Raw genomic sequence first — 17,993 nt, 5'->3', positions numbered from 1 at the left:
ACGCTCAACCGACGTGAACGTCGAGCGATCGAGTCGCCATCTGCAGCGCCGCGACGGTTCGTTCGATGTCGTCGGCGGTATGGGCGGTGGAGACGAACATCTTGCCGGACGGAAGGGCAACCACGCCGTTGCGCAGCAATTCGCCGGTCAGTCCGGGCCACAGCTTCTCGGTTCCGGGAGGTGCCTGTTCCACGATCTGAACGAGGGAGCCGATGCGGCGCGTTGTGATCGGCAGGTCCGACTCGTCGAACACGCCTCGAATACCGGCCTCCATCCGAGCGGCCATTGCGTCGAGACGGTCGAATTGCCCGTCCTCGCGCAGCACGGTCAGAGTTGCCTGAACTGCCGCCAAGCTGACCGGGTTTCCGTTGTAGGTGCCTGCGTGGACCGCACCTTTGCCCACGAGGTCGATGATCGAGGCGCGGCCGACAACCGCACTCTGAGAGAAGCCGCCCGCTATGGCTTTGCCGAAAACCGACAGGTCGGGTCGGACGCCGTAGCGTTCGGCCACACCGCCCAAGGCAATTCTGAAGCCGGCAATGACCTCGTCGAATACCAGTACGACGTCGTGCGCGTCGCACAGGCTCCGAAGGGTTTCGAGAAACCCTGGATCCGGCGCGATGACGCCCGCATTGCTCATGATGGGGTCGATGAGAACTGCTGCTATGCCGCGCTCTTTCGATTCGCCCAGCACTGCTCGAACCGCGTCGACGTCGTTGAAGGGAAGGAGAATCAGGTCGGTCACAGAATTCGGATTCTGCCCGAGCGAGTTCAAAGTGGCGTCCTCGCCGCCGTCGTGGTCCCGAACGCTGGCGAAGACCGAATCGTGCCAACCGTGATAGCTGTGCACGAATTTCACGACAGTGTTTCGCCCGGTGGCCGCTCGCGCCAGCCGAAGGGCGATCTGCACGGCTTCTGTTCCGGTGTTGCTCCACAGCAAGCGCTCGGCGTGGGGAACAGCATCGAGGACGGATTCGGCTGCCTCGTATTCGAGGCGGTGGCCCATTCCGACCATCTGCATTTTCGCCACTACCTCGGTCACGGCGGACACGACGGAGGGATGGCTGTGGCCGAGGATGAGCGGACCCCAGCCCATGACGTAATCGACGAACTCATTGCCGCTGACATCCCATACCCGCGAACCGGCACCGCGCTCGACGAAAAGCGGATGTGGGCGCATCGCACTACGCAGGCCGGAACTCACTCCGCTCCCGACGCTCTGACGGCACCGTTCGTAGGCCTCGTGTGACGCCTCGAGATCGAGCATGAGTTCCCTTTCGGTGGCGGGCGGCGCAGGCGTGAGGCCGATGCGGACTCGCGCTGCCGGAGCGAGGCAGAATCGAGCTGGATCGGGCTCGTTCTCGCTATGTACAGGAAGGATAGAAAGTATCCGAACGTTCATTCGTAGAGTATCAGGCAGTGCCGGTCAAGCCAATGTTCTCCGAGATTCGACGCTGGATCGGCAGTGTTGTTCCATCTATTGCCCCGGTCACATCCGGTTGCTACAGTGCAAATATAAACGATGACTCGTTCATATTTATGTTTCTCACCGAAGCAGCGGGCTCAATCCCGTGCCGGCTCCGGGTTCCCGCCTCCGGGTTCCCTGGCCGGTCCGCCACAGGTGGAACGAGCGAAGAAGATCCGACGAAGGGTTGGGTGGCTTGCATGCCGATCGATCAGCGCGTGTTCCGAGACGCTCTCGGACACTTCCCCACCGGAGTCACCGTGGTGACTGCCTCCACACCGACTGGTCCCGTCGGGATGACTCTTCAGTCGTTCATGTCCCTGTCGTTGGATCCGCCGCTCGTTCTCCTTGCGGCGGACAGGAAATCGACGACGTGGCCGCGAGTGGCCGAGAACGAGAAGCTCGTCATCAACATCCTTGCCGAACACCAGGGCGAGATCGCTCGCCAGTTCGCTCGCAGTGGAACGGACAAGTTCGCAGGAGTCGGCCTGCAGGGGTCGGTCTCGACGCAGCATCCGGTACTCGAGGATGCTGTCGCGTGGTTCGACTGCGAGATCGTCGAAACACACGAAGGCGGCGACCATGTGATCGCCGTTTGCCTCGTCACCGATTTCGCAGTGCCGGGCCCAGAGGCCGATCTCACCGACCCGCTCATTTTCCACCGGTCGAGATTCCCCACCCTGGCTCCCCGGCCGACGGTCTCAGCCGAGTGATGACCGCCGGCTCCGAGGGCTCCGTCGTGCATGCCGACGCCGACGAATTCATACACCGGCATCCGGTGGATCACCGGGGGACGCTGTTGGTTCGCGCGCTCACACGCGGACGCCCGGTGATGCTCCAGGTCCGAACCGGAACCGAGTCCATCGGCTACCTCGTCGCCGCGGCCGAACAGCTCGACACCGCCACGGCCGCGTTCCTCATCGGTCATACGGATGGATTCATCTGCGTGGCGATGGAGAGCGACGAGCTCGATCGGCTTCACCTACCGCCGATGGCAACGTTCAACGAAGCCGCCGACGGTGCCAACTACACGATCACGGTCGACGCCGTAGAGGGTGTCGGAACCGGCATTTCGGCGCACGACCGGGCGTGCACCATCCGGGCACTCGCCGCTGCCGACACGGCACCTGGGAACCTGACGCGACCCGGACACGTGCTGCCGGTCCGAGTCGGCTGTGCGAGTGTCGAACACTGGGGCGCTGCGGACGCCGCGGTTGCCATGACGCGTCTGGCCGGGCTCAGGCATGCTGCCGCATACGCCCCGATTCTGAACGACCGAGGTGACATTGCCGACCACAGGCAATTGGCGGCGATGGCGGAGCAGTTCGACTTGCTGTGGATTGCAGGAGAGTCTCTGAGGTCGGATGCTGTCGAGCTCGGCGATTCGGGCCCGCACACCCTCGACACGCGAGGCGGACGGTTCCAAGCCTACGAATACTGGTCGCCGGTCGACCGAGCCACCAGGGTCGCCTTCTCTCTCCAGTAGAGCGAGGTCGACCACTATCGAAAGTCCGGTCCCAGGACCCGAGAACAGAGGAATTGTCATGCAGCGCTTCAAGGATCACGTAGTCTTCATCACCGGTGCCGCCCGCGGCCAGGGTCGTAGCCACGCTGTTCGGTTCGCCGAAGAGGGTGCGAACATCATTGCGGTCGACAGCTGTTCACAGATCAGCGGTGCAACGTACGCCATGGCAACGAGAGACGACCTGGACGAGACCGTGCGACTGGTCGAGGCAACCGGAGCGCGAATCGTCGCAGCGGTCGCCGACGTTCGATCGCAGGAACAACTCGACGAAGCGTGCGCACTCGGCGTCCGCGAGTTCGGCCGAATCGATGTGGTGGTTGCCAACGCAGGCGTGTTCACCAAGTCCAAGAATTCCTGGGAGATGACCGAGGACGAGTGGAACTCCACGATCGACATCGATCTCAGTGGGGTCTGGCGGACGTGCAAATCTGCGATACCCACGATGATCTCGGGTGCACGCGGTGGCTCGATCATCATCACGGCGTCATCGAACGGTTACCGAGGCGAAGCGGGCCACCCGTCCTACAACGCTGCCAAGTTGGGATTGGTCGGTCTGATGCGCACTCTCGCAGCCGAACTCGGTGACTACAACATTCGGGTGAACACTATTCACCCGACCGTGGTCAAGACTCCGCTGATGTGGAACGACATGATGATCGACACGTTCATTCCCGGCGAGACCACCGCGACCACCGATCCCGAGACCTGGTGGAAGGGCATGGAAGGCATGCACATGCTTCCGATCGGTGCCATCGAACCCACCGAGATCAGCGACGTCGTTCTGTTCCTTGCTTCTTCGGGCGGAAAGTACATCACCGCGAGCGAGGTTCCGATCGATGCCGGATACATCCGCAAGAACTGACGAACTCGATCAAGGGGAAACGCTCGTGGTATCCGCCGGCATTGCAACAGAATTCCGTACCCGTCAGCTGTCGGTGGGTGCGGCCGAAGTCACGTTCTACGACTCCGTCGAATCGAACGGCGATCGTCCGACGATCGTCCTGGTGCACGGCACCGGAGGCAGCACAGCTGCTCACTACTCGTTCCTGTTCCCCATGCTCGCGGCGGACCAGCGTGTGGTGTCGGTGGATCTGAGCCCAACAGGATCGGACACCTTGGAGTTGTCGAGCCTGGTCGCACAGATCGCTGCGGTGATTCGTGAGGTCGACGCACCCGCCCTGACGTTGGCGGGCTACTCGCTCGGCGCGGTCGCAGCCGCTGCTACGGCCGCCGCGCATCCCGATCTGGTCGACAATCTGGTGCTGATCGCTGGATGGATGAGGACCGACAAACAGCAACTGCTGCGCAACGACGTATGGGCCCACCTGCGGCGCACTGACCAGACTGCCGCTCAACAGTTTTCGGTGTTCACCGCCTACAGCGGAGCATTTCTCGCGCTGCGCACCGCCGACGAGGTCCGAGCCATGGCGGATGCGGTCACATTCGACGAGTTCAAGGACCAGCAAATGGACCTGAACCGTCGAATCGACATCACCGACACTGTGTCCGACATCGACGCCAAGACCTTGGTCGTGGGCTGCCGAGACGACTTCATGGTCCCGTCGAGGCATTCGCGCTCGTTGTTCGGGGCCATCGTGAATGCGTCCTATGTCGAGATCGGTGCCGGCCACGCCGTGGTACGGGAGCGGCCCGCTGAACTGGTGCATTGGATTTCGACGTTCAATGCGTACCCCGAACGGTTCCCCGCGGGTTCGATCCTGCCGAGTATCAGGCCCTGACAAGAACACTCAGTCCCCACCAGCCCTGCAGGAGTTACGAGAATGCACAGTCCATCGTCGGCCGACGTCGAGCGAACCTCTGCCGCACGTCCTTCCGAAGAGGTCGATGTCGTCATCGTCGGAGCGGGTTTCGCCGGAATCGGAATGGCGGTTCAGCTGAAGCGTCGTACCGACTCCACATTCGTCATCCTCGAGCGTGAGGGTGACGTGGGTGGGTCCTGGCGCGACAACATCTATCCGGGGGTGGCCTGCGACGTTCCCTCGCACCTGTATTCGTACTCGTTCCGCACGAACCCGGAGTGGTCGCGTCAGTACTCGCCCGGCGGCGAGATCTGGGACTACATTCGGCGCGTCGCCCAGGACGAGGGGCTCGTTCCCCACTCGAGATTCGGTGCCGAGATGCTCGACGCTCGATGGGACGATACGACCGAGAAGTGGACCGTCACAACGCCGACGGGCGAGTACGTCGGCAGGCACCTCATTCTTGCGACCGGGCATCTGACCGACCCGAAGTTGCCCGAGCTGCCCGGTATCGACACTTTCGCCGGTGACATCGTCCATTCGGCTCGTTGGGATTCGAGTATCGAATGGAACGACAAGCGCGTCGGCGTCGTGGGATCCGGGGCGTCGGCAGTGCAGATCGTGCCCGAGCTCGCCGAGATGGCGGCGGAGTTGGTCGTCTTCCAACGCACCCCCGCCTATGTGATTCCGCGACGCGACCGCACCTTCACGGACGCGGAGAAGGGCCTGTTCAGACGCGATCCCGGTGCAATCGACGATCTGCGTCAGACGATCTTCTGGGGCGGTGACTATCAGTTCGCCGCGAGACGGATGGTGCCGCAGTACATCGAGGAGGCGCAGCGGATTGCGTTGGGACATCTTGAATCGCAGGTGTCCGACAGCGTGTTGCGGAAGCATCTGACGCCCGATTACGCCATCGGCTGCAAACGAATTCTGAAGTCCGACGACTTCTATCCTGCTCTGCAGAAAGAGAACGTCACGCTCGAACCGTCGGCTCTCGGTGCATTCGTCGACGGGCTTCCCACCAGCGCAACCGGCAAGAGCTACGATCTCGATGTTCTCGTCTTCGCGACGGGCTTCGAGACCTGGGACCTCCCGTCCTCCCATCGTGTTTTCGGCCGGGGTGGCCGTTCGCTGGGGGATCAGTGGTCGACGGGCATGCAGGCTTTCAATTCCGTTGCGGTACACAATTTCCCGAATATGTTCCTGCTCAACGGGCCCGCAACCAGCCTGGGGCACAATTCGATCATCTACATGATCGAGACCCAGGTGGACTACGTACTCGGAGCGCTCGAATGGTTGCGTGAGAACCACCGGGCAGTCATCGAGGTGAGTGCAGACGACGAGCAGGAGTACGCAGATCGATTGCACGACAAAGCGATGCGTACCACCCTTCTCAGTGGAGGCTGCAGCAGTTGGTACGTCGACCCACGGAACGGTCGGTCGACGTTGGCGTGGCCGGACTTCGCTCACACCTTCCGAGACCATTGCTCGATCTTCGATCCGGCTCCCTACCTGGCCTCGAAGGTGGCAGATTCGGACGCCGATCACGCACTTGTAGGTTCCGCGTACCAATCGAAAGAGTGAACCGGTCATGAAAATTCGTGGTGCCGTACTGGAACAGATCGGACGCGAAGCGCCCTACGCAGTGACGCGACCGTTGACCGTCAGCACACTGGAATTGGCCGACCCCGGCGCGGGTGAGCTGCTGATACGCATAGAGGCCGCTGGTCTGTGCCATTCGGACCTGTCGGTGATCGACGGAAACCGTCCGCGTCCGGTGCCCATGCTGCTCGGACACGAAGCTGCGGGCATCGTCGAGGCAGTGGGAGCGGGTGTCACCGACGTCGCCGTAGGAACGCGCGTGGTCATGACCTTTCTTCCGCGATGCGGCGAGTGCGTTGCGTGCCGGACCGACGGTCGAATGCCCTGCACTCCAGGCTCCGTCGCGAACAACGACGGCGTCCTGTTGAACGGCGGGAACCGGCTCCGCCGCGACGGTGTGGACGTGGCACACCATCTCGGTGTCTCCGGATTCGCGAATTATGCTGTTGTCGACCGCCGTTCGGTGGTCCCCGTCGGAGACGACGTGCCTCCTGCCGTCGCGGCTGTTCTCGGCTGTGCGGTCCTCACCGGCGGCGGAGCGCTGTTGAACGCTGCACCGCCGCGCCAGGGGCAGTCCGTCATGGTCGTCGGATTGGGGGGAGTGGGAATGGCCGCCCTCCTCGTCGCGGTCTCGTTGGGTCGGGGGCCGGTCATCGGCGTCGACGCCGTGCAGGACAAGCTCGATATCGCCACCCGTTTGGGTGCGACCGAGGTGTACACCCCTGCGACACTCGGAGGCCGTCGAGCGGACATCGTGGTGGAGGCGGTCGGCAGCGCTGCGGTGTTCGAGTCGGCAGTGGCCGCGACGGCACCGGGCGGTACCACCGTCACAGTGGGATTGCCGAGACCTGATGCACGGTCGTCGATTTCACCGCTCGGGTTGGTCGCAGAAGCTCGAACGATCATCGGTAGCTACCTCGGCTCGGCAGTTCCTGCTCGGGACATACCGCGCTACCTGGAGCTGTGGCGTGCCGGGCGGCTACCCGTCGAAGAGCTCATCTCCGCGACGATCAGCCTCGATCGCATCAACGAAGGTATGGACGCGTTGGCTTCCGGTAAGGGGCTTCGCCAGGTCATCGAGTTCCCCTGACCTCATGGCATCGAATCTTCCGCGTATCGCGTGCTGGTTCGACGCCGCTCACCACCGCTAGGAGATTGGCTTGATCTACAAAAGTCCCCTTCCTGATGTCGACATCCCGAATTCGACTGTGTTCGAGTACGTGTTCGGATCGATCGACGCGTCCGATATGGACCGGGATGCGTTGATCGACGGTGAGACGGGCAAGGCAATCGGCTACCGTGCCCTGGTCTCGAGGATCGAAGCGGTCGCGGGGGCACTGGCCTCTCGGGGGGTGGCACCGGGGGATGTGGTGGCCGTACACGCGCCCAACTCGCCGGAATTCGCTGTGGTTCTGCATGCGATTCTTCTGGCCGGAGCCACCGCCACACCGGTCAACGTCCTGTACACGGCGGAGGATGTAGCCAAACAGTTGGCAGCATCCGGTGCCAGCTACCTCTTCACCGCGTCGAACCACAGCGCCGTGGCTCTCGAAGCTGCACTGCGCTGCGGTATTTCGGGCGAACGTACGTTTGCCATCGGGCAGATGGACGGCCACCTGGGGGTCGACGATCTGGTCGCCCTGGACGAGCCGGCTCCGGCACTGTCGGTGAACCCGAGAACACACCCGGCCGTGCTCCCATTCTCGTCGGGGACCACGGGAACCCCCAAAGGCGTGGTACTGACTCACCGAAATCTGGTCGCCAACATCGCCCAGTCGATGCCTCATTACGGTTTGGCCTCCAACGATGTCGTCCTCGGACTGTTGCCCTTCTTTCACGTCTACGGTTTGACGGTCCTGCTCAACGTGTCCCTGAAGACTCGTGCGCGCGTGGTGACGATCGCCCGGTTCGACCTCGAGAATTTGTTGACGGCCTGTGTGACCCACAGACTGACGTACTTGTTCATCGCCCCACCTGTCGCTGTCCTGCTGGCGAAGCATCCGAGTGTGGACAAGTACGATCTGTCGTCGGTGCGGGTCGTCCTGTCGGGAGCAGCAGCACTGGACGAGACGCTCGGCCGACGAGTTGCCGATCGGCTCGATGCCCGAGTGCTCCAGGGCTACGGTATGAGCGAGCTCAGCCCTACCAGCCACGTCATTCCCTTCGCCAGAACGGATTTGGCGTTGAGTTCGGTGGGGTTGCCGATCTCCAACACCGAGAACAGATTGGTCGACGTCTCTACCGGCGACGACATAGCCATTCCCGACCACGGGATGAGCGCACCGGGTGAGCTACTGGTACGTGGTCCGAACGTGATGCAGGGATATCTGAACAATCCGGCAGCCACAGCCGAGACGATCGATTCCGACGGCTTCCTCCACACCGGGGACATCGCCGCGTACGACGCGCACGGTGCCGTCCACATCGTGGACCGGCTCAAGGAACTGATCAAATACAAGGGATACCAAGTGCCGCCCGCCGAGTTGGAGGCCGTGATTCTGGCTCACCCGGGCGTTGCAGACGTGGCGGTAGTCGGGGCCTCGAACAGCGAGGGTGAGGAAGTTCCCAAAGCTTTCGTTGTGGCGCAACCAGATTGGACGCCGAACGAGGACGTCATCATCGATTACGTCGCCGAGAGAGTGTCACCGCACAAGAAGGTGAGGTCGGTGCAATTCATCGACATCATTCCGAAGTCGGCGTCCGGAAAGATCCTCCGTCGGGAGCTTCGTACCGACGATCGCAATCGCAACCAACAGGAAAGACGACACAGTGAAGCGGCCGATCTACACCGACGACCATGAACAATTCCGCGGCGCAGTGCGCGAGTACATCCGGCGACATGTCCTGCCGCACGTCGAATCTCACGCGGAGAACAAGCTGATTCCCCGTGAGGTGTGGATCGAAGCAGGCCGCCAGGGCATTCTCGGGTTGGAAATACCCGAGTCGTTCGGCGGCGGCGAGGCCGGTGACTACCGGTTCAACGCAGTGGCGATGGAGGAATTGGCCGCTGTCAACATGGGGCTGGCGTCGAGCTTCGGTATTCACTTCGACATAGTTGCCCCGTACGTCGTCGACCTTGCCTCCGACGCGCAAAAAGAGCGGTGGCTGCCCAAGATGGCGTCCGGGGAGGCGGTGGCGGCCATTGCCATGACCGAACCATCTGCTGGGTCCGATTTGGCCAATCTGAAGACAACTGCGGTTCGTGATGGGTCCGATTGGGTCCTGACCGGCTCCAAGACTTTCATCACCAACGGCTACACCGCAGATGTCGTTGTCGTCGCAGCCCGCACGGAACAGACCCGGGGCGCTCGCGGCATCAGTCTGTTCTTGGTCGACGCGTCTCTTCCAGGCTTCGAGAGGGGACGGAAGTTGGACAAGGTCGGTCAACCCGAAGCAGACACAGCCGAGCTGTTCTTCGACGGAGTTCGCATGCCCGATGATGCAATGCTCGGTGAGCCTGGTACCGGGTTCGTATCGATGATGGAGCGATTGCCGCAGGAGCGGATCGGAGGCGCTGCAACCAATTTGGCGCATGCGAAGCAGATTCTGCTCGAGACCATCGAGTACGCGAAGGATCGTACGGCGTTCGGGCGCAGCATCGGTGGGTTCCAGCACAACAAGTTCTTGCTCGCCGAGCTCGTGACCAAGGTCGAGGTCGCTCAGGCCTACGTGGACGCATGTGTGGTCGAGCATTCCGATACGGGGCTCAGTGCAGTGGACGCGGCCAAGGCCAAGTGGTGGTGTGCGCAGGTGCAGAACGACGTCCTCGATCATTGCGTTCAGCTGCACGGCGGGTACGGCTACATGCGTGAATATCGGGTGGCACGAGCGTGGATGGATGCGCGAGTGACGAAGATCTGGGCGGGGTCCAACGAGATCATGAAAGAAATCATCGGTCGGGATCTGGGGCTCTGAACATACGACTGTGGCCCCGAACTCCACGGAGTTCGGGGCCACAGTTGTGTGCGCTGCTATTCGTCTTCGTCGACCGTCAGATGTGACACCATCGGCGCAACTTTGGTGCCGATCAATTCCAGGCTGCGACGGTAGGGCTCGGGATTGTTCTTGTAGTCTTCTCCGCCCGCGATCAGAGCGCCGAAGCCGCCGACCTCGTCGAACAGGTGGGAGATCTTTCCTGCGACGGTCTCGGGGGAGCCGACGAAGAACAGATTCTTGGCCAGCCACTCGACGGTGATGTCCTCGTCCGCGACAGCTCCGTCGGTCAGCAGCGAACCGAGGCCGAGCCGGCGGAAGGTCGGGAGGTTGTGCTCGGTCCACAGTTTGGCGGAGGGTCCCCGCATGTACTGGTCGAGAGCCTGTTCGTCCGAGTCGGCCACGAAGGTGCTGCGGACGACTCGCCACTTGTTCCGTGACGGGGTGTGGCCGGCGGCAGTCGCGGCCTCTGCGTACGCGGCCCAATGCGCCTTGAGTGTCGTCGTCGACACAAGCTGGCTCACCGGCTCGAAGTTCCGTCGGCCGCACTCGGTCAGAGTGGGTGAGGACGCCTGCATTCCGGTCATCAACATCGGCGGCGCATCCTGGTACGGGCGCAGATGGGGGCCGTGAATCGACGAGCTGTACGCCGGAAGGTCGACCGAGAAGAACTCTCCCTCGTACTTCTGCGGACCCTTGTTGGCCCAGATGATCTCGATGATGTCGAGTGCTTCGGCCATCATCTTGGGGTTGTTCTTCTTCGTGCCGAACAAGGCCGCATCACTCGGGTACGCGCCCGGAGCGACGCCGGCGATGTAGCGACCTTCGGTCATGTGGTCGAGCCACATCATGCGGAAAGCAAGTGCGATCGGGTTGTGATAGGGAAGCAGGTGTCCGAGTGCTCCGAGCTTGACCTTGGAGGTCAACTGCGACGCTGCGGCGATCATCAGATCCGGAGCCGGTGACGGTTCTGCCCCCAAGGTGTAATGCTCGGCGAAGAACACTTCGTCGAGCCCGTACTCGTCTGCCCACTTGGTCACCTGAAGGTCCCAGTCGATGACCTGCGTGGCGGTCTCGTTCCCCGAGGCGTAGTTGAGGGCGTAGGGGATGTTGATCAATGAAAACTTCACGGCTCGAAGCCTTTCGCTCGGCGACAGAATTGAGAATTACGACGTTCTGGTACGGCAGGTTCGACTACCCCGAGACCGATGTTTCGGCAACCGGCGTCGGAGCGATGCGCACGATCGAGGGGTCTCAAACGTATAGTATACGAATGTTCGTTCAGAAGGTATGGAAACGCTGCCGCTCGTTACCTTCGTGATGACATTCGTCGTTGCACGCAGTGCGATAAACCATTGAGTACGAAGGGAAGCGGCCGTGCGTGTCGGCCCCGCGCTGAGCAGCGCGTGGTAATCTGCAGCTCAGCTCGCTGTAAGTACGAACGACCATTCGTATTTCGACTGTTGGACCTGGAGAACCGGAGCAATCGTGTCGGATGTGCTGGACGTGTCGGACGGGCGTTTGGCACGTGGCAATCGAACTCGCGAACAACTGCTCGAATCGGCTCTGAAGCTGTTCGGCGAGCGGGGGTTCTACGCAACCACCATGAAGGATCTTGCCAAGGATGCGGGAGTATCGCCGCCTGCGGTCTACAACCATTTCGACTCCAAGGAAAGCGTGCTCTTCGCCGCGTTGATCTGGGGCTTGCAGCGGTTCAAGACGTTCGTGATCGATGTGGACGACACCGAACTCGCTTCTCTGGAGCGGCTCGAAGGTGTCGTCAAGCGGCACACTCGCAATCAGATCATGTTCTCGGGTCGTGCCAGGTTCGTCGATCGTCTCTTGGATGCGGTCTCGGCCGGCGAATTGCTCGATCCGCCGCGCCGAGATGCCATCACTCGTATGCGGGTGGCGTATCAGCAGCTGGTGGACGGCCTCATCGCTGACGTGACGCAGAATTCCTCGCGGAGCATGCCGCCCGTACATGTGTGCCGGGCAGCGATTTTGAACCTCTGCGACCGATCTCCACAATGGGTTCAATCGGGCAAGAATGTGGTCAGTACCGAAGACGTGGAAGAAGATGTCTGGTTCCTTGTGCGCGGAATGCTCGGTGTGGAAAGAGCCTGACGCCGTACTTGCCCCGAGTCGCACCGTCGGTGCACGGCTGTCACTGTCGTCGGTACCGGTGTAACCCCTCCTGTGCTACTTCAGCGATCAACCGCCCGGCGCGGTCGAACAACCGCCCCTTCGACAACGCCCGGCCGCCCTCCGCCGACGACGACGACATATCGTGCAGGATCCAGTCGTCGGCTCGAAAATCTCGGAGGAACCACATGCTGTGGTCCAGTGATGCCGACTGTAGTTCTCGCCCCGAATTCACGAGCCAAGGGATGTCGAGCAGATCCATGTCGGCGAGGTACGCCAACGCACAGTCGTGAACGACCGGATCGTCCGGTAACGGCCGACGGTGACGAATCCAGAACTGCTGTTCAGCTGAAGGTTTCACGGCAGCCGAGGGGCGAGGCACCGCGATCCGGTCCCATACGCCGGACCATTCCGCCAGGTCGACCGAATCCGATGCCGCCTCGATCTCGTCCGGTCGAGGCACCGAGGGCATGGGCGACTGGTACGAGTCGCCGTCGTCTCCGCGGTGGAACGACGCCATCATGACGAAGATGGCCTGCCCGTTCTGGGTTGCACGGACCGAGCGCGTGCAGAACGTGCCGCCGTCTCGGGTGTTCTCGACGCTGAATTCGGTTGCCGTAGCGCCACCGGGGCGAAGGAAGTACGAGTGCAGAGAGTGCACACGATAGGAAGCGTCCACAGTCAGCGCGGCCGCCATCAGGGCTCGAGCCACCACCTGCCCGCCGAAAACAAGTGGCAACTCCGTGGGAATCGGGCCGGATCGATAGAGGCCGTCCCTCTCACGTTCGAGATGGAGCACGTCGCTGAACTGTATCGGCGAGTTCACAGTTGGCCTGGGTCTGCGCTTGTCGAGGGTCAGGCGAGTTTTCCGCCGTCGACGGGAATGACGGCTCCCGTTGTGTACGAAGACATGTCGGACGCCAGGTACAGGACCGTCTCCGACACCTCCTCCGGCGGCGCGACCCGGGGAATCGGTAGTGCCGCGACGTGTGCGTCGAAGTCGAAATCCGGATTCTCGTCGAACTGCTTTATCTCGTCGGCCAACATCTGCGTTCCGACGATGCCGGGTGCGACGGCGTTGACCCGGATGTTCGAGTAGCAGTAGGTGAGGGCTGCTGACTTGGTGAGACCGATGACGGCGAATTTGCTTGCGACATAAGCGGCATACCCGTACGTTCCCGTGACACCGTAGATGGATGCAGTGTTGATGATGCTGCCGCCGCCGGCGCGCTGCATCGCGGGTACGGCGGCACGCATGCCGAGGAACACTCCTGTCTGGTTCGTCGCGATGACCGAAGCCCACTCGTCCTCGGAGCAATCGGCGATAGGCGCAATCGCGCAGATGCCGGCATTGTTCGCCAGCACGTTCAGTGCGCCGAACTCCGACTCGGCGAGCGCAACGGCACGGTCCCAGTCGGCCGACACACGGACGTCCAGGTGGGTGTAGACCGCGGACCCACCGGCCGTGCGGATTTCCTGGGCCACGCCTTCTCCGAGCTCGTCCAGAATGTCGCTGACCACGATCGATGCACCCTCGGCGGCGAGGCGGCGCGCATGCGCGGCTCCCTGTCCGCGCGCGGATCCGGAGATGAGTGCGGTCTTGCCCTCCAGTAGTCCAGTCATCTGATCGCCTTCCAATCGAAATCGAGGTGACGTGCTCGTTCACCTCGAATCAATATATACGACCAGTTGTTCATATTTCAGGTGAAGGCTGATAGCGTGACCGTCAATACCAATTGAGAGTGGACTATCAACCGATAATGCGCTCTCGATCAGACGGGGCAGCCAACCAGCGTGTGTGGTGCCCCAAGGCTCATTCGACTACTCCATCACGATCGAGGGAGATACGTGAGTACCCCATATCCGGAACGAACCGCAGGCGTAATCGAAGTGGGCGGAGTCGATGTAGCGTTCAGCGACACCGGTGGTGAAGGGACCCCGATCGTTCTGCTACACAGTACGGGCGGAAACGCCGCTGTCGACTTCTCTCATCTCTCGCCGATGTTGGCAGCGAGGCATCGCGTGATCGGCCTCGATTTCGCGGTGGCTTCCGATAACCACGAGCCGACCGTCGTCCAACTGTGCAGGCAAGTGCTCGCCGTTATCGACGCGTGCAGCGCGGACCGGCCGGTCGATGTGGTGGGGTATTCGCTCGGGGCTGTCGTTGCTGCCGCTCTGGCAGCCGACCATCCGACACGGATCGAACACGTGATCCTGGTTGCGGGGTGGGTGAAGACGACACGTCACCAGCGTGCTCTGACTGCTTCGTGTCGTGTGGCGAGCGCGGCCGAGCCCGGTGCGCGAAACGAACTGACACTGTTCACGCAGTTCAGTCCGGCCTACCTGGCGGCAAGGACGCATTCCGAACTCGAGGCCCTCGGCTCCGCTCGGCCCATACCCGAACCAGAACTGGCACGGCGGTGGAACGTCGCCGACGAGGTCGATCTGTCCGAGACCGTCGTACGGGTATCCGCTCCCACGCTCGTGATCGGGTGTACCCGCGATCTCTTCGCACCGCGCGAGCATGCGGAATGCCTGTTCGGAGCGATCGAGGACAGCCGGCTCGCGTTCGTGGACAGCGGGCACGCAGTACTCACCGAGAGGCCGGCCGAAGTGTTCGGCCTCGTCGACGCATTCGTATCGGGACGGATGACCGTGCCGGCCGGAACGATCGTCCCCACCACCGACGTGTGAGACACGGTCCACACGAACAGAGAAGGAAGAAGAGCATGACAGCACCGGTTCGACACCTCTCCGATGCCGCCTCGGCACCGCAGACGGAAGCCGTCGACATCATCGTGATCGGGAGCGGCTTTGCAGGCATCGGCATGGCCACGCGGCTGCGGCGAAACGGGGAGACGTCGTTTCTGGTCTTGGAGCGAGCCCTCGGCGTCGGTGGCACGTGGCGCGACAACCACTATCCAGGCGCAGAATGCGATGTGCCCTCGCACCTGTATTCGTTCTCGTTTCGTCGGAACCCGCGGTGGAGCAAAGTGTTCGCCGCGCAGCCGGAGATCCTCGAGTATCTCGAGGAGACCGTTCGGGACGAGGGACTGACCGACCATCTGCGATTCGGCGCGGAGCTCCTCGGTGCAACATGGGACGAGGACTCCGCCCGGTGGACGGTAGAAACGCCGCGAGGCAACTACACCTGCAGGATCTTGATCGCTGCCGCGGGACACTTGTCGGATGTGAAGTGGCCCGACATCGCCGGCCTCGATACGTTCACCGGGGAACGGTTCCACTCCGCGGATTGGAAACATGATGTATCGCTGGCGGACAAGCGAGTAGGAGTCGTCGGATCGGGCGCGTCTGCGATTCAGATCGTTCCTCGACTGGCCGGCGAGGCCCAGCACCTGACGGTGTTCCAACGCAGCGCTCCGTACGTGACCCCGCGTCATGATCGCCACTACACCGAGGCCGAGAAGCGGACGTTCTCCCGGCTGCCGGCGAGAATCGATTCTCTTCGCGCAGAGTTCTTCTGGGCGAACGAATCTCGCTTCGTCGAGCGGCAGGCGGTCCCGGAGCTGCTGGAGCGCGTATCGAACAGCGCTCTGAGTCACCTGCGTGCGCAGGTGGACGATCCGGTTCTGCGGGCCCAGTTGACCCCCGACTACCAGATCGGCTGCAAGAGAATCCTGAAGTCCAACGACTACTACCCGGCCCTGTGCCGTGACAACGTGGACCTTGCGACCGGCGGGCTGGTGAGTGTCGAGGGAAATGTGGCGGTATCGGGCGATGGAGGTCGGCACGAACTCGACGTTCTCGTCGCGGCGACGGGCTTCGAGGCGAGTGATCTGCCCATCACGTACAGGATTCGGGGCCGGGGTGGACGCTCGCTCGCGGACCAGTGGGCCACCGGCATGCAGGCATATGCCACGACCACGGTGAACGGGTTTCCCAACCTGTTCGTGATGAACGGTCCCAACTCCGGCCTCGGACACAACTCGGTCGTCTACATCATCGAATCCCAGATCGAGTACATCGTGGGCGCGTTGGAATACATGGGCAGTGCGGGCGTCACTCGTCTGGCCGTGTCGAAAGAGGCAGAGGAGCTATACGCATCTGATCTCGACAGGCGCAGTGTCGGGACGGTGTGGGTCAGCGGTGGTTGCCAGAACTGGTACGTCGACCCACGTAACGGGAGGTTGACCACGCTGTGGCCGGACTTCGCGCACACGTTTCGTGAGCAGAACTCGAGCTTCGATCCCTCTCCGTATCTACCGGATCCGAGTGTTGTGTGATTCGGCTTTCGATCAGGCCGGACGTGGGAGACCCGAGTGCAGGGCGACGGTGCCCGCGGTCAGAAGGGCTGCGAGATCCGAGTTCTCGTCCTCGAGCCACTGCTCGTAGGCCGCGATTGCTATACCGAGAAGGATCCACCCTGTGGTGCGTGGGAGGTGGTCGGTCGGCTCGGTCCGGGTCCTGGTGGCGACGTAATCCGCGATGACTGCTCGCCATCCCTCGTACATGACCATCGAGTAGCTCTGCAGCGCAGGCGTCCCCAATATCAGCGACATCCGTTGCCGATGCACCGATGTCTCCTCCGGTGGAAACGTATTGAACTGCACCAGGGCGGATCGAAGTCCCTCGGCCAGTTCGATATCTGCGGGCAGGCCGGACAGGTGGGCTCTCAGTGCATCGAGTTGGGCGTCGAAGTCGCCCCAGGGCACGGCATTCTTGGAGGGGAAGTAACGGAAGAACGTCCGGCGTGCAATGCCGGCGGCCTCGGCGATGTCGTCGATGCTGGTCTCGTCGAAGCCCTTCGAGGCGAACAATTCAATGCCCAGGTCGCTCAACTCACCCCTCGTCGTGGAGGGGCGTCGACCCATCCGGTGCGAGGGTTTCCCGCCTGCTGTCATCTTTTTTGCTCCGAACTCTGCATTGATGCACCGAGTGCCATTAGTATGTTGATCTACGTCACTGCTCGCTCCGAGTGTGGCCTATCAACTACCTGTGGAGGAATTCGATGTCGAAGAAGAGTGAGAACGCTGTGGTCGGTACGTCGGTTGTCGAGTCCGATCTGGTGGAGGAGTCGTTGGTGGAGGAAGTCTCGATCGACGGTATGTGCGGCGTGTACTGATCATGACTACTGCTGTGCAGAACACGCTCGATCTGGACGTGCGGTGGGTGTTGCATCCGCAGGTGGCGTTGCGTCCCGAGTCGTTCGGGGCGCTGCTCTACCACTTCGGGACCCGCAAGCTGTCGTTTCTGAAGAACCGCACGATCGTGGCGATCATCGAGTCCCTTCCCGACCACCGGGATATGCGGTCGGCGATCGCGGCCGCAGGAATCGACGAGTCCGCTTCGGCTCCCTACGTCAAAGCCTTTGCAGTGCTGGCTGACTCGAAGATGATCGTCGCCGCCTGACGTGCTGTTCGGTCCATGTTCGGGCCAACCGTTTCACGGTCCGTCGCAGCCCCGACGGATCTCCCTCTGATTGTACGAATGAGGTCCCTTCATGACTTCCACCCTCGAAAGACCAGCTCCGGTAGGGAGATTGGTCGATCAGTTCGAGCTCGGTCTCGATGCTCCGATTTGTTTGACGTGGGAGTTGACC

General features: G+C 62.1%; 18 protein-coding genes. 13 read left to right on the top strand and 5 right to left on the bottom strand.

Annotated features, from left to right (window positions below; all coding sequences use genetic code 11):
* Positions 1 to 4 precede the first annotated feature (4 nt).
* On the bottom strand, positions 5 to 1,267 hold the full coding sequence (locus CH262_RS13840) for an aspartate aminotransferase family protein (protein ID WP_256988799.1): 1,263 nt from the start codon (positions 1,265 to 1,267) through the stop codon (positions 5 to 7).
* Between the two features lie 398 nt (positions 1,268 to 1,665).
* Between CH262_RS13840 and CH262_RS13835 the strand changes: the two genes are divergently transcribed.
* The 8 genes from CH262_RS13835 (at position 1,666) to CH262_RS13800 (ending at position 10,270) form a co-directional block, all read left to right on the top strand.
* Positions 1,666 to 2,178 (top strand): flavin reductase family protein, encoded by a 513-nt coding sequence (locus tag CH262_RS13835; protein WP_032385649.1) that lies wholly within the window; start codon positions 1,666 to 1,668, stop codon positions 2,176 to 2,178.
* On the top strand, positions 2,178 to 2,951 hold the full coding sequence (locus CH262_RS13830) for a 3,4-dihydroxy-2-butanone-4-phosphate synthase (protein ID WP_094717834.1): 774 nt from the start codon (positions 2,178 to 2,180) through the stop codon (positions 2,949 to 2,951). Before CH262_RS13835 ends, CH262_RS13830 begins: the two co-directional genes overlap by 1 nt.
* Before the next feature lie 58 nt (positions 2,952 to 3,009).
* The gene (locus tag CH262_RS13825; protein ID WP_032385648.1) at positions 3,010 to 3,852 is read left to right on the top strand and encodes a mycofactocin-coupled SDR family oxidoreductase; all 843 of its coding nucleotides are present in this window, start codon (positions 3,010 to 3,012) and stop codon (positions 3,850 to 3,852) included.
* Positions 3,827 to 4,729, top strand: coding sequence for an alpha/beta fold hydrolase (locus CH262_RS13820; protein ID WP_080731847.1), 903 nt, complete (start codon positions 3,827 to 3,829; stop codon positions 4,727 to 4,729). Before CH262_RS13825 ends, CH262_RS13820 begins: the two co-directional genes overlap by 26 nt.
* 42 nt (positions 4,730 to 4,771) lie before the next feature.
* A complete protein-coding gene (locus CH262_RS13815; RefSeq protein ID WP_094717833.1) occupies positions 4,772 to 6,337 on the top strand; it encodes a flavin-containing monooxygenase in 1,566 nt (521 codons plus the stop codon).
* A gap of 7 nt (positions 6,338 to 6,344) precedes the next feature.
* The gene (locus CH262_RS13810) at positions 6,345 to 7,445 is read left to right on the top strand and encodes an alcohol dehydrogenase catalytic domain-containing protein (protein WP_032385647.1); all 1,101 of its coding nucleotides are present in this window, start codon (positions 6,345 to 6,347) and stop codon (positions 7,443 to 7,445) included.
* Positions 7,446 to 7,515: 70 nt separating this feature from the next.
* Complete coding sequence (locus CH262_RS13805) at positions 7,516 to 9,156, top strand: AMP-binding protein (protein ID WP_094717832.1); 1,641 nt, start codon at positions 7,516 to 7,518, stop codon at positions 9,154 to 9,156.
* Positions 9,125 to 10,270 (top strand): acyl-CoA dehydrogenase family protein, encoded by a 1,146-nt coding sequence (locus CH262_RS13800; protein WP_032385646.1) that lies wholly within the window; start codon positions 9,125 to 9,127, stop codon positions 10,268 to 10,270. Before CH262_RS13805 ends, CH262_RS13800 begins: the two co-directional genes overlap by 32 nt.
* A gap of 56 nt (positions 10,271 to 10,326) precedes the next feature.
* On the opposite strand, the gene CH262_RS13795 is transcribed toward CH262_RS13800, so the two are convergent.
* Positions 10,327 to 11,418: an LLM class flavin-dependent oxidoreductase gene (locus CH262_RS13795; RefSeq protein ID WP_094717831.1), complete on the bottom strand. Its 1,092-nt coding sequence runs from the start codon at positions 11,416 to 11,418 to the stop codon at positions 10,327 to 10,329.
* 358 nt (positions 11,419 to 11,776) lie between these two features.
* Between CH262_RS13795 and CH262_RS13790 the strand changes: the two genes are divergently transcribed.
* Positions 11,777 to 12,415 carry a TetR/AcrR family transcriptional regulator gene (locus tag CH262_RS13790; RefSeq protein ID WP_032385645.1) on the top strand — a complete coding sequence of 213 codons (639 nt, stop codon included), beginning with the start codon at positions 11,777 to 11,779 and terminating at the stop codon, positions 12,413 to 12,415.
* A 40-nt stretch (positions 12,416 to 12,455) separates the two neighbouring features.
* Here the strand turns inward: CH262_RS13790 and CH262_RS13785 are convergent, their stop codons facing one another.
* Together CH262_RS13785 and CH262_RS13780 are read right to left on the bottom strand one after the other, a co-directional pair.
* Positions 12,456 to 13,232, bottom strand: a complete 777-nt coding sequence (locus CH262_RS13785; protein ID WP_256988796.1) for an acyl-CoA thioesterase — start codon at positions 13,230 to 13,232, stop codon at positions 12,456 to 12,458.
* A gap of 56 nt (positions 13,233 to 13,288) precedes the next feature.
* On the bottom strand, positions 13,289 to 14,056 hold the full coding sequence (locus tag CH262_RS13780) for an SDR family NAD(P)-dependent oxidoreductase (RefSeq protein WP_032385644.1): 768 nt from the start codon (positions 14,054 to 14,056) through the stop codon (positions 13,289 to 13,291).
* A 225-nt stretch (positions 14,057 to 14,281) separates the two neighbouring features.
* On the opposite strand from CH262_RS13780, the gene CH262_RS13775 reads away from it, so the two are divergent.
* Both CH262_RS13775 and CH262_RS13770 read left to right on the top strand, forming a co-directional pair.
* Positions 14,282 to 15,127 carry an alpha/beta fold hydrolase gene (locus CH262_RS13775; protein WP_179274999.1) on the top strand — a complete coding sequence of 282 codons (846 nt, stop codon included), beginning with the start codon at positions 14,282 to 14,284 and terminating at the stop codon, positions 15,125 to 15,127.
* A gap of 35 nt (positions 15,128 to 15,162) precedes the next feature.
* On the top strand, positions 15,163 to 16,677 hold the full coding sequence (locus CH262_RS13770; RefSeq protein ID WP_094717828.1) for a flavin-containing monooxygenase: 1,515 nt from the start codon (positions 15,163 to 15,165) through the stop codon (positions 16,675 to 16,677).
* Positions 16,678 to 16,689: 12 nt separating this feature from the next.
* On the opposite strand, the gene mftR is transcribed toward CH262_RS13770, so the two are convergent.
* Positions 16,690 to 17,295: a mycofactocin system transcriptional regulator gene (gene mftR / locus CH262_RS13765; protein ID WP_032385641.1), complete on the bottom strand. Its 606-nt coding sequence runs from the start codon at positions 17,293 to 17,295 to the stop codon at positions 16,690 to 16,692.
* 107 nt (positions 17,296 to 17,402) lie between these two features.
* Between mftR and mftA the strand changes: the two genes are divergently transcribed.
* A complete protein-coding gene (mftA, locus tag CH262_RS13760; protein ID WP_069973092.1) occupies positions 17,403 to 17,516 on the top strand; it encodes a mycofactocin precursor MftA in 114 nt (37 codons plus the stop codon).
* A gap of 2 nt (positions 17,517 to 17,518) precedes the next feature.
* A complete protein-coding gene (mftB, locus tag CH262_RS13755; protein WP_032385640.1) occupies positions 17,519 to 17,803 on the top strand; it encodes a mycofactocin biosynthesis chaperone MftB in 285 nt (94 codons plus the stop codon).
* The last annotated feature ends 190 nt before the right edge of the window (positions 17,804 to 17,993 follow it).

Source organism: Rhodococcus sp. 05-2255-1e (genome assembly GCF_002259025.1).
Lineage (GTDB): Bacteria > Actinomycetota > Actinomycetes > Mycobacteriales > Mycobacteriaceae > Rhodococcoides > Rhodococcoides fascians.
Note: the sequence above shows the minus strand (reverse complement) of the source record. Positions and strands in the feature narration are given on the sequence as shown.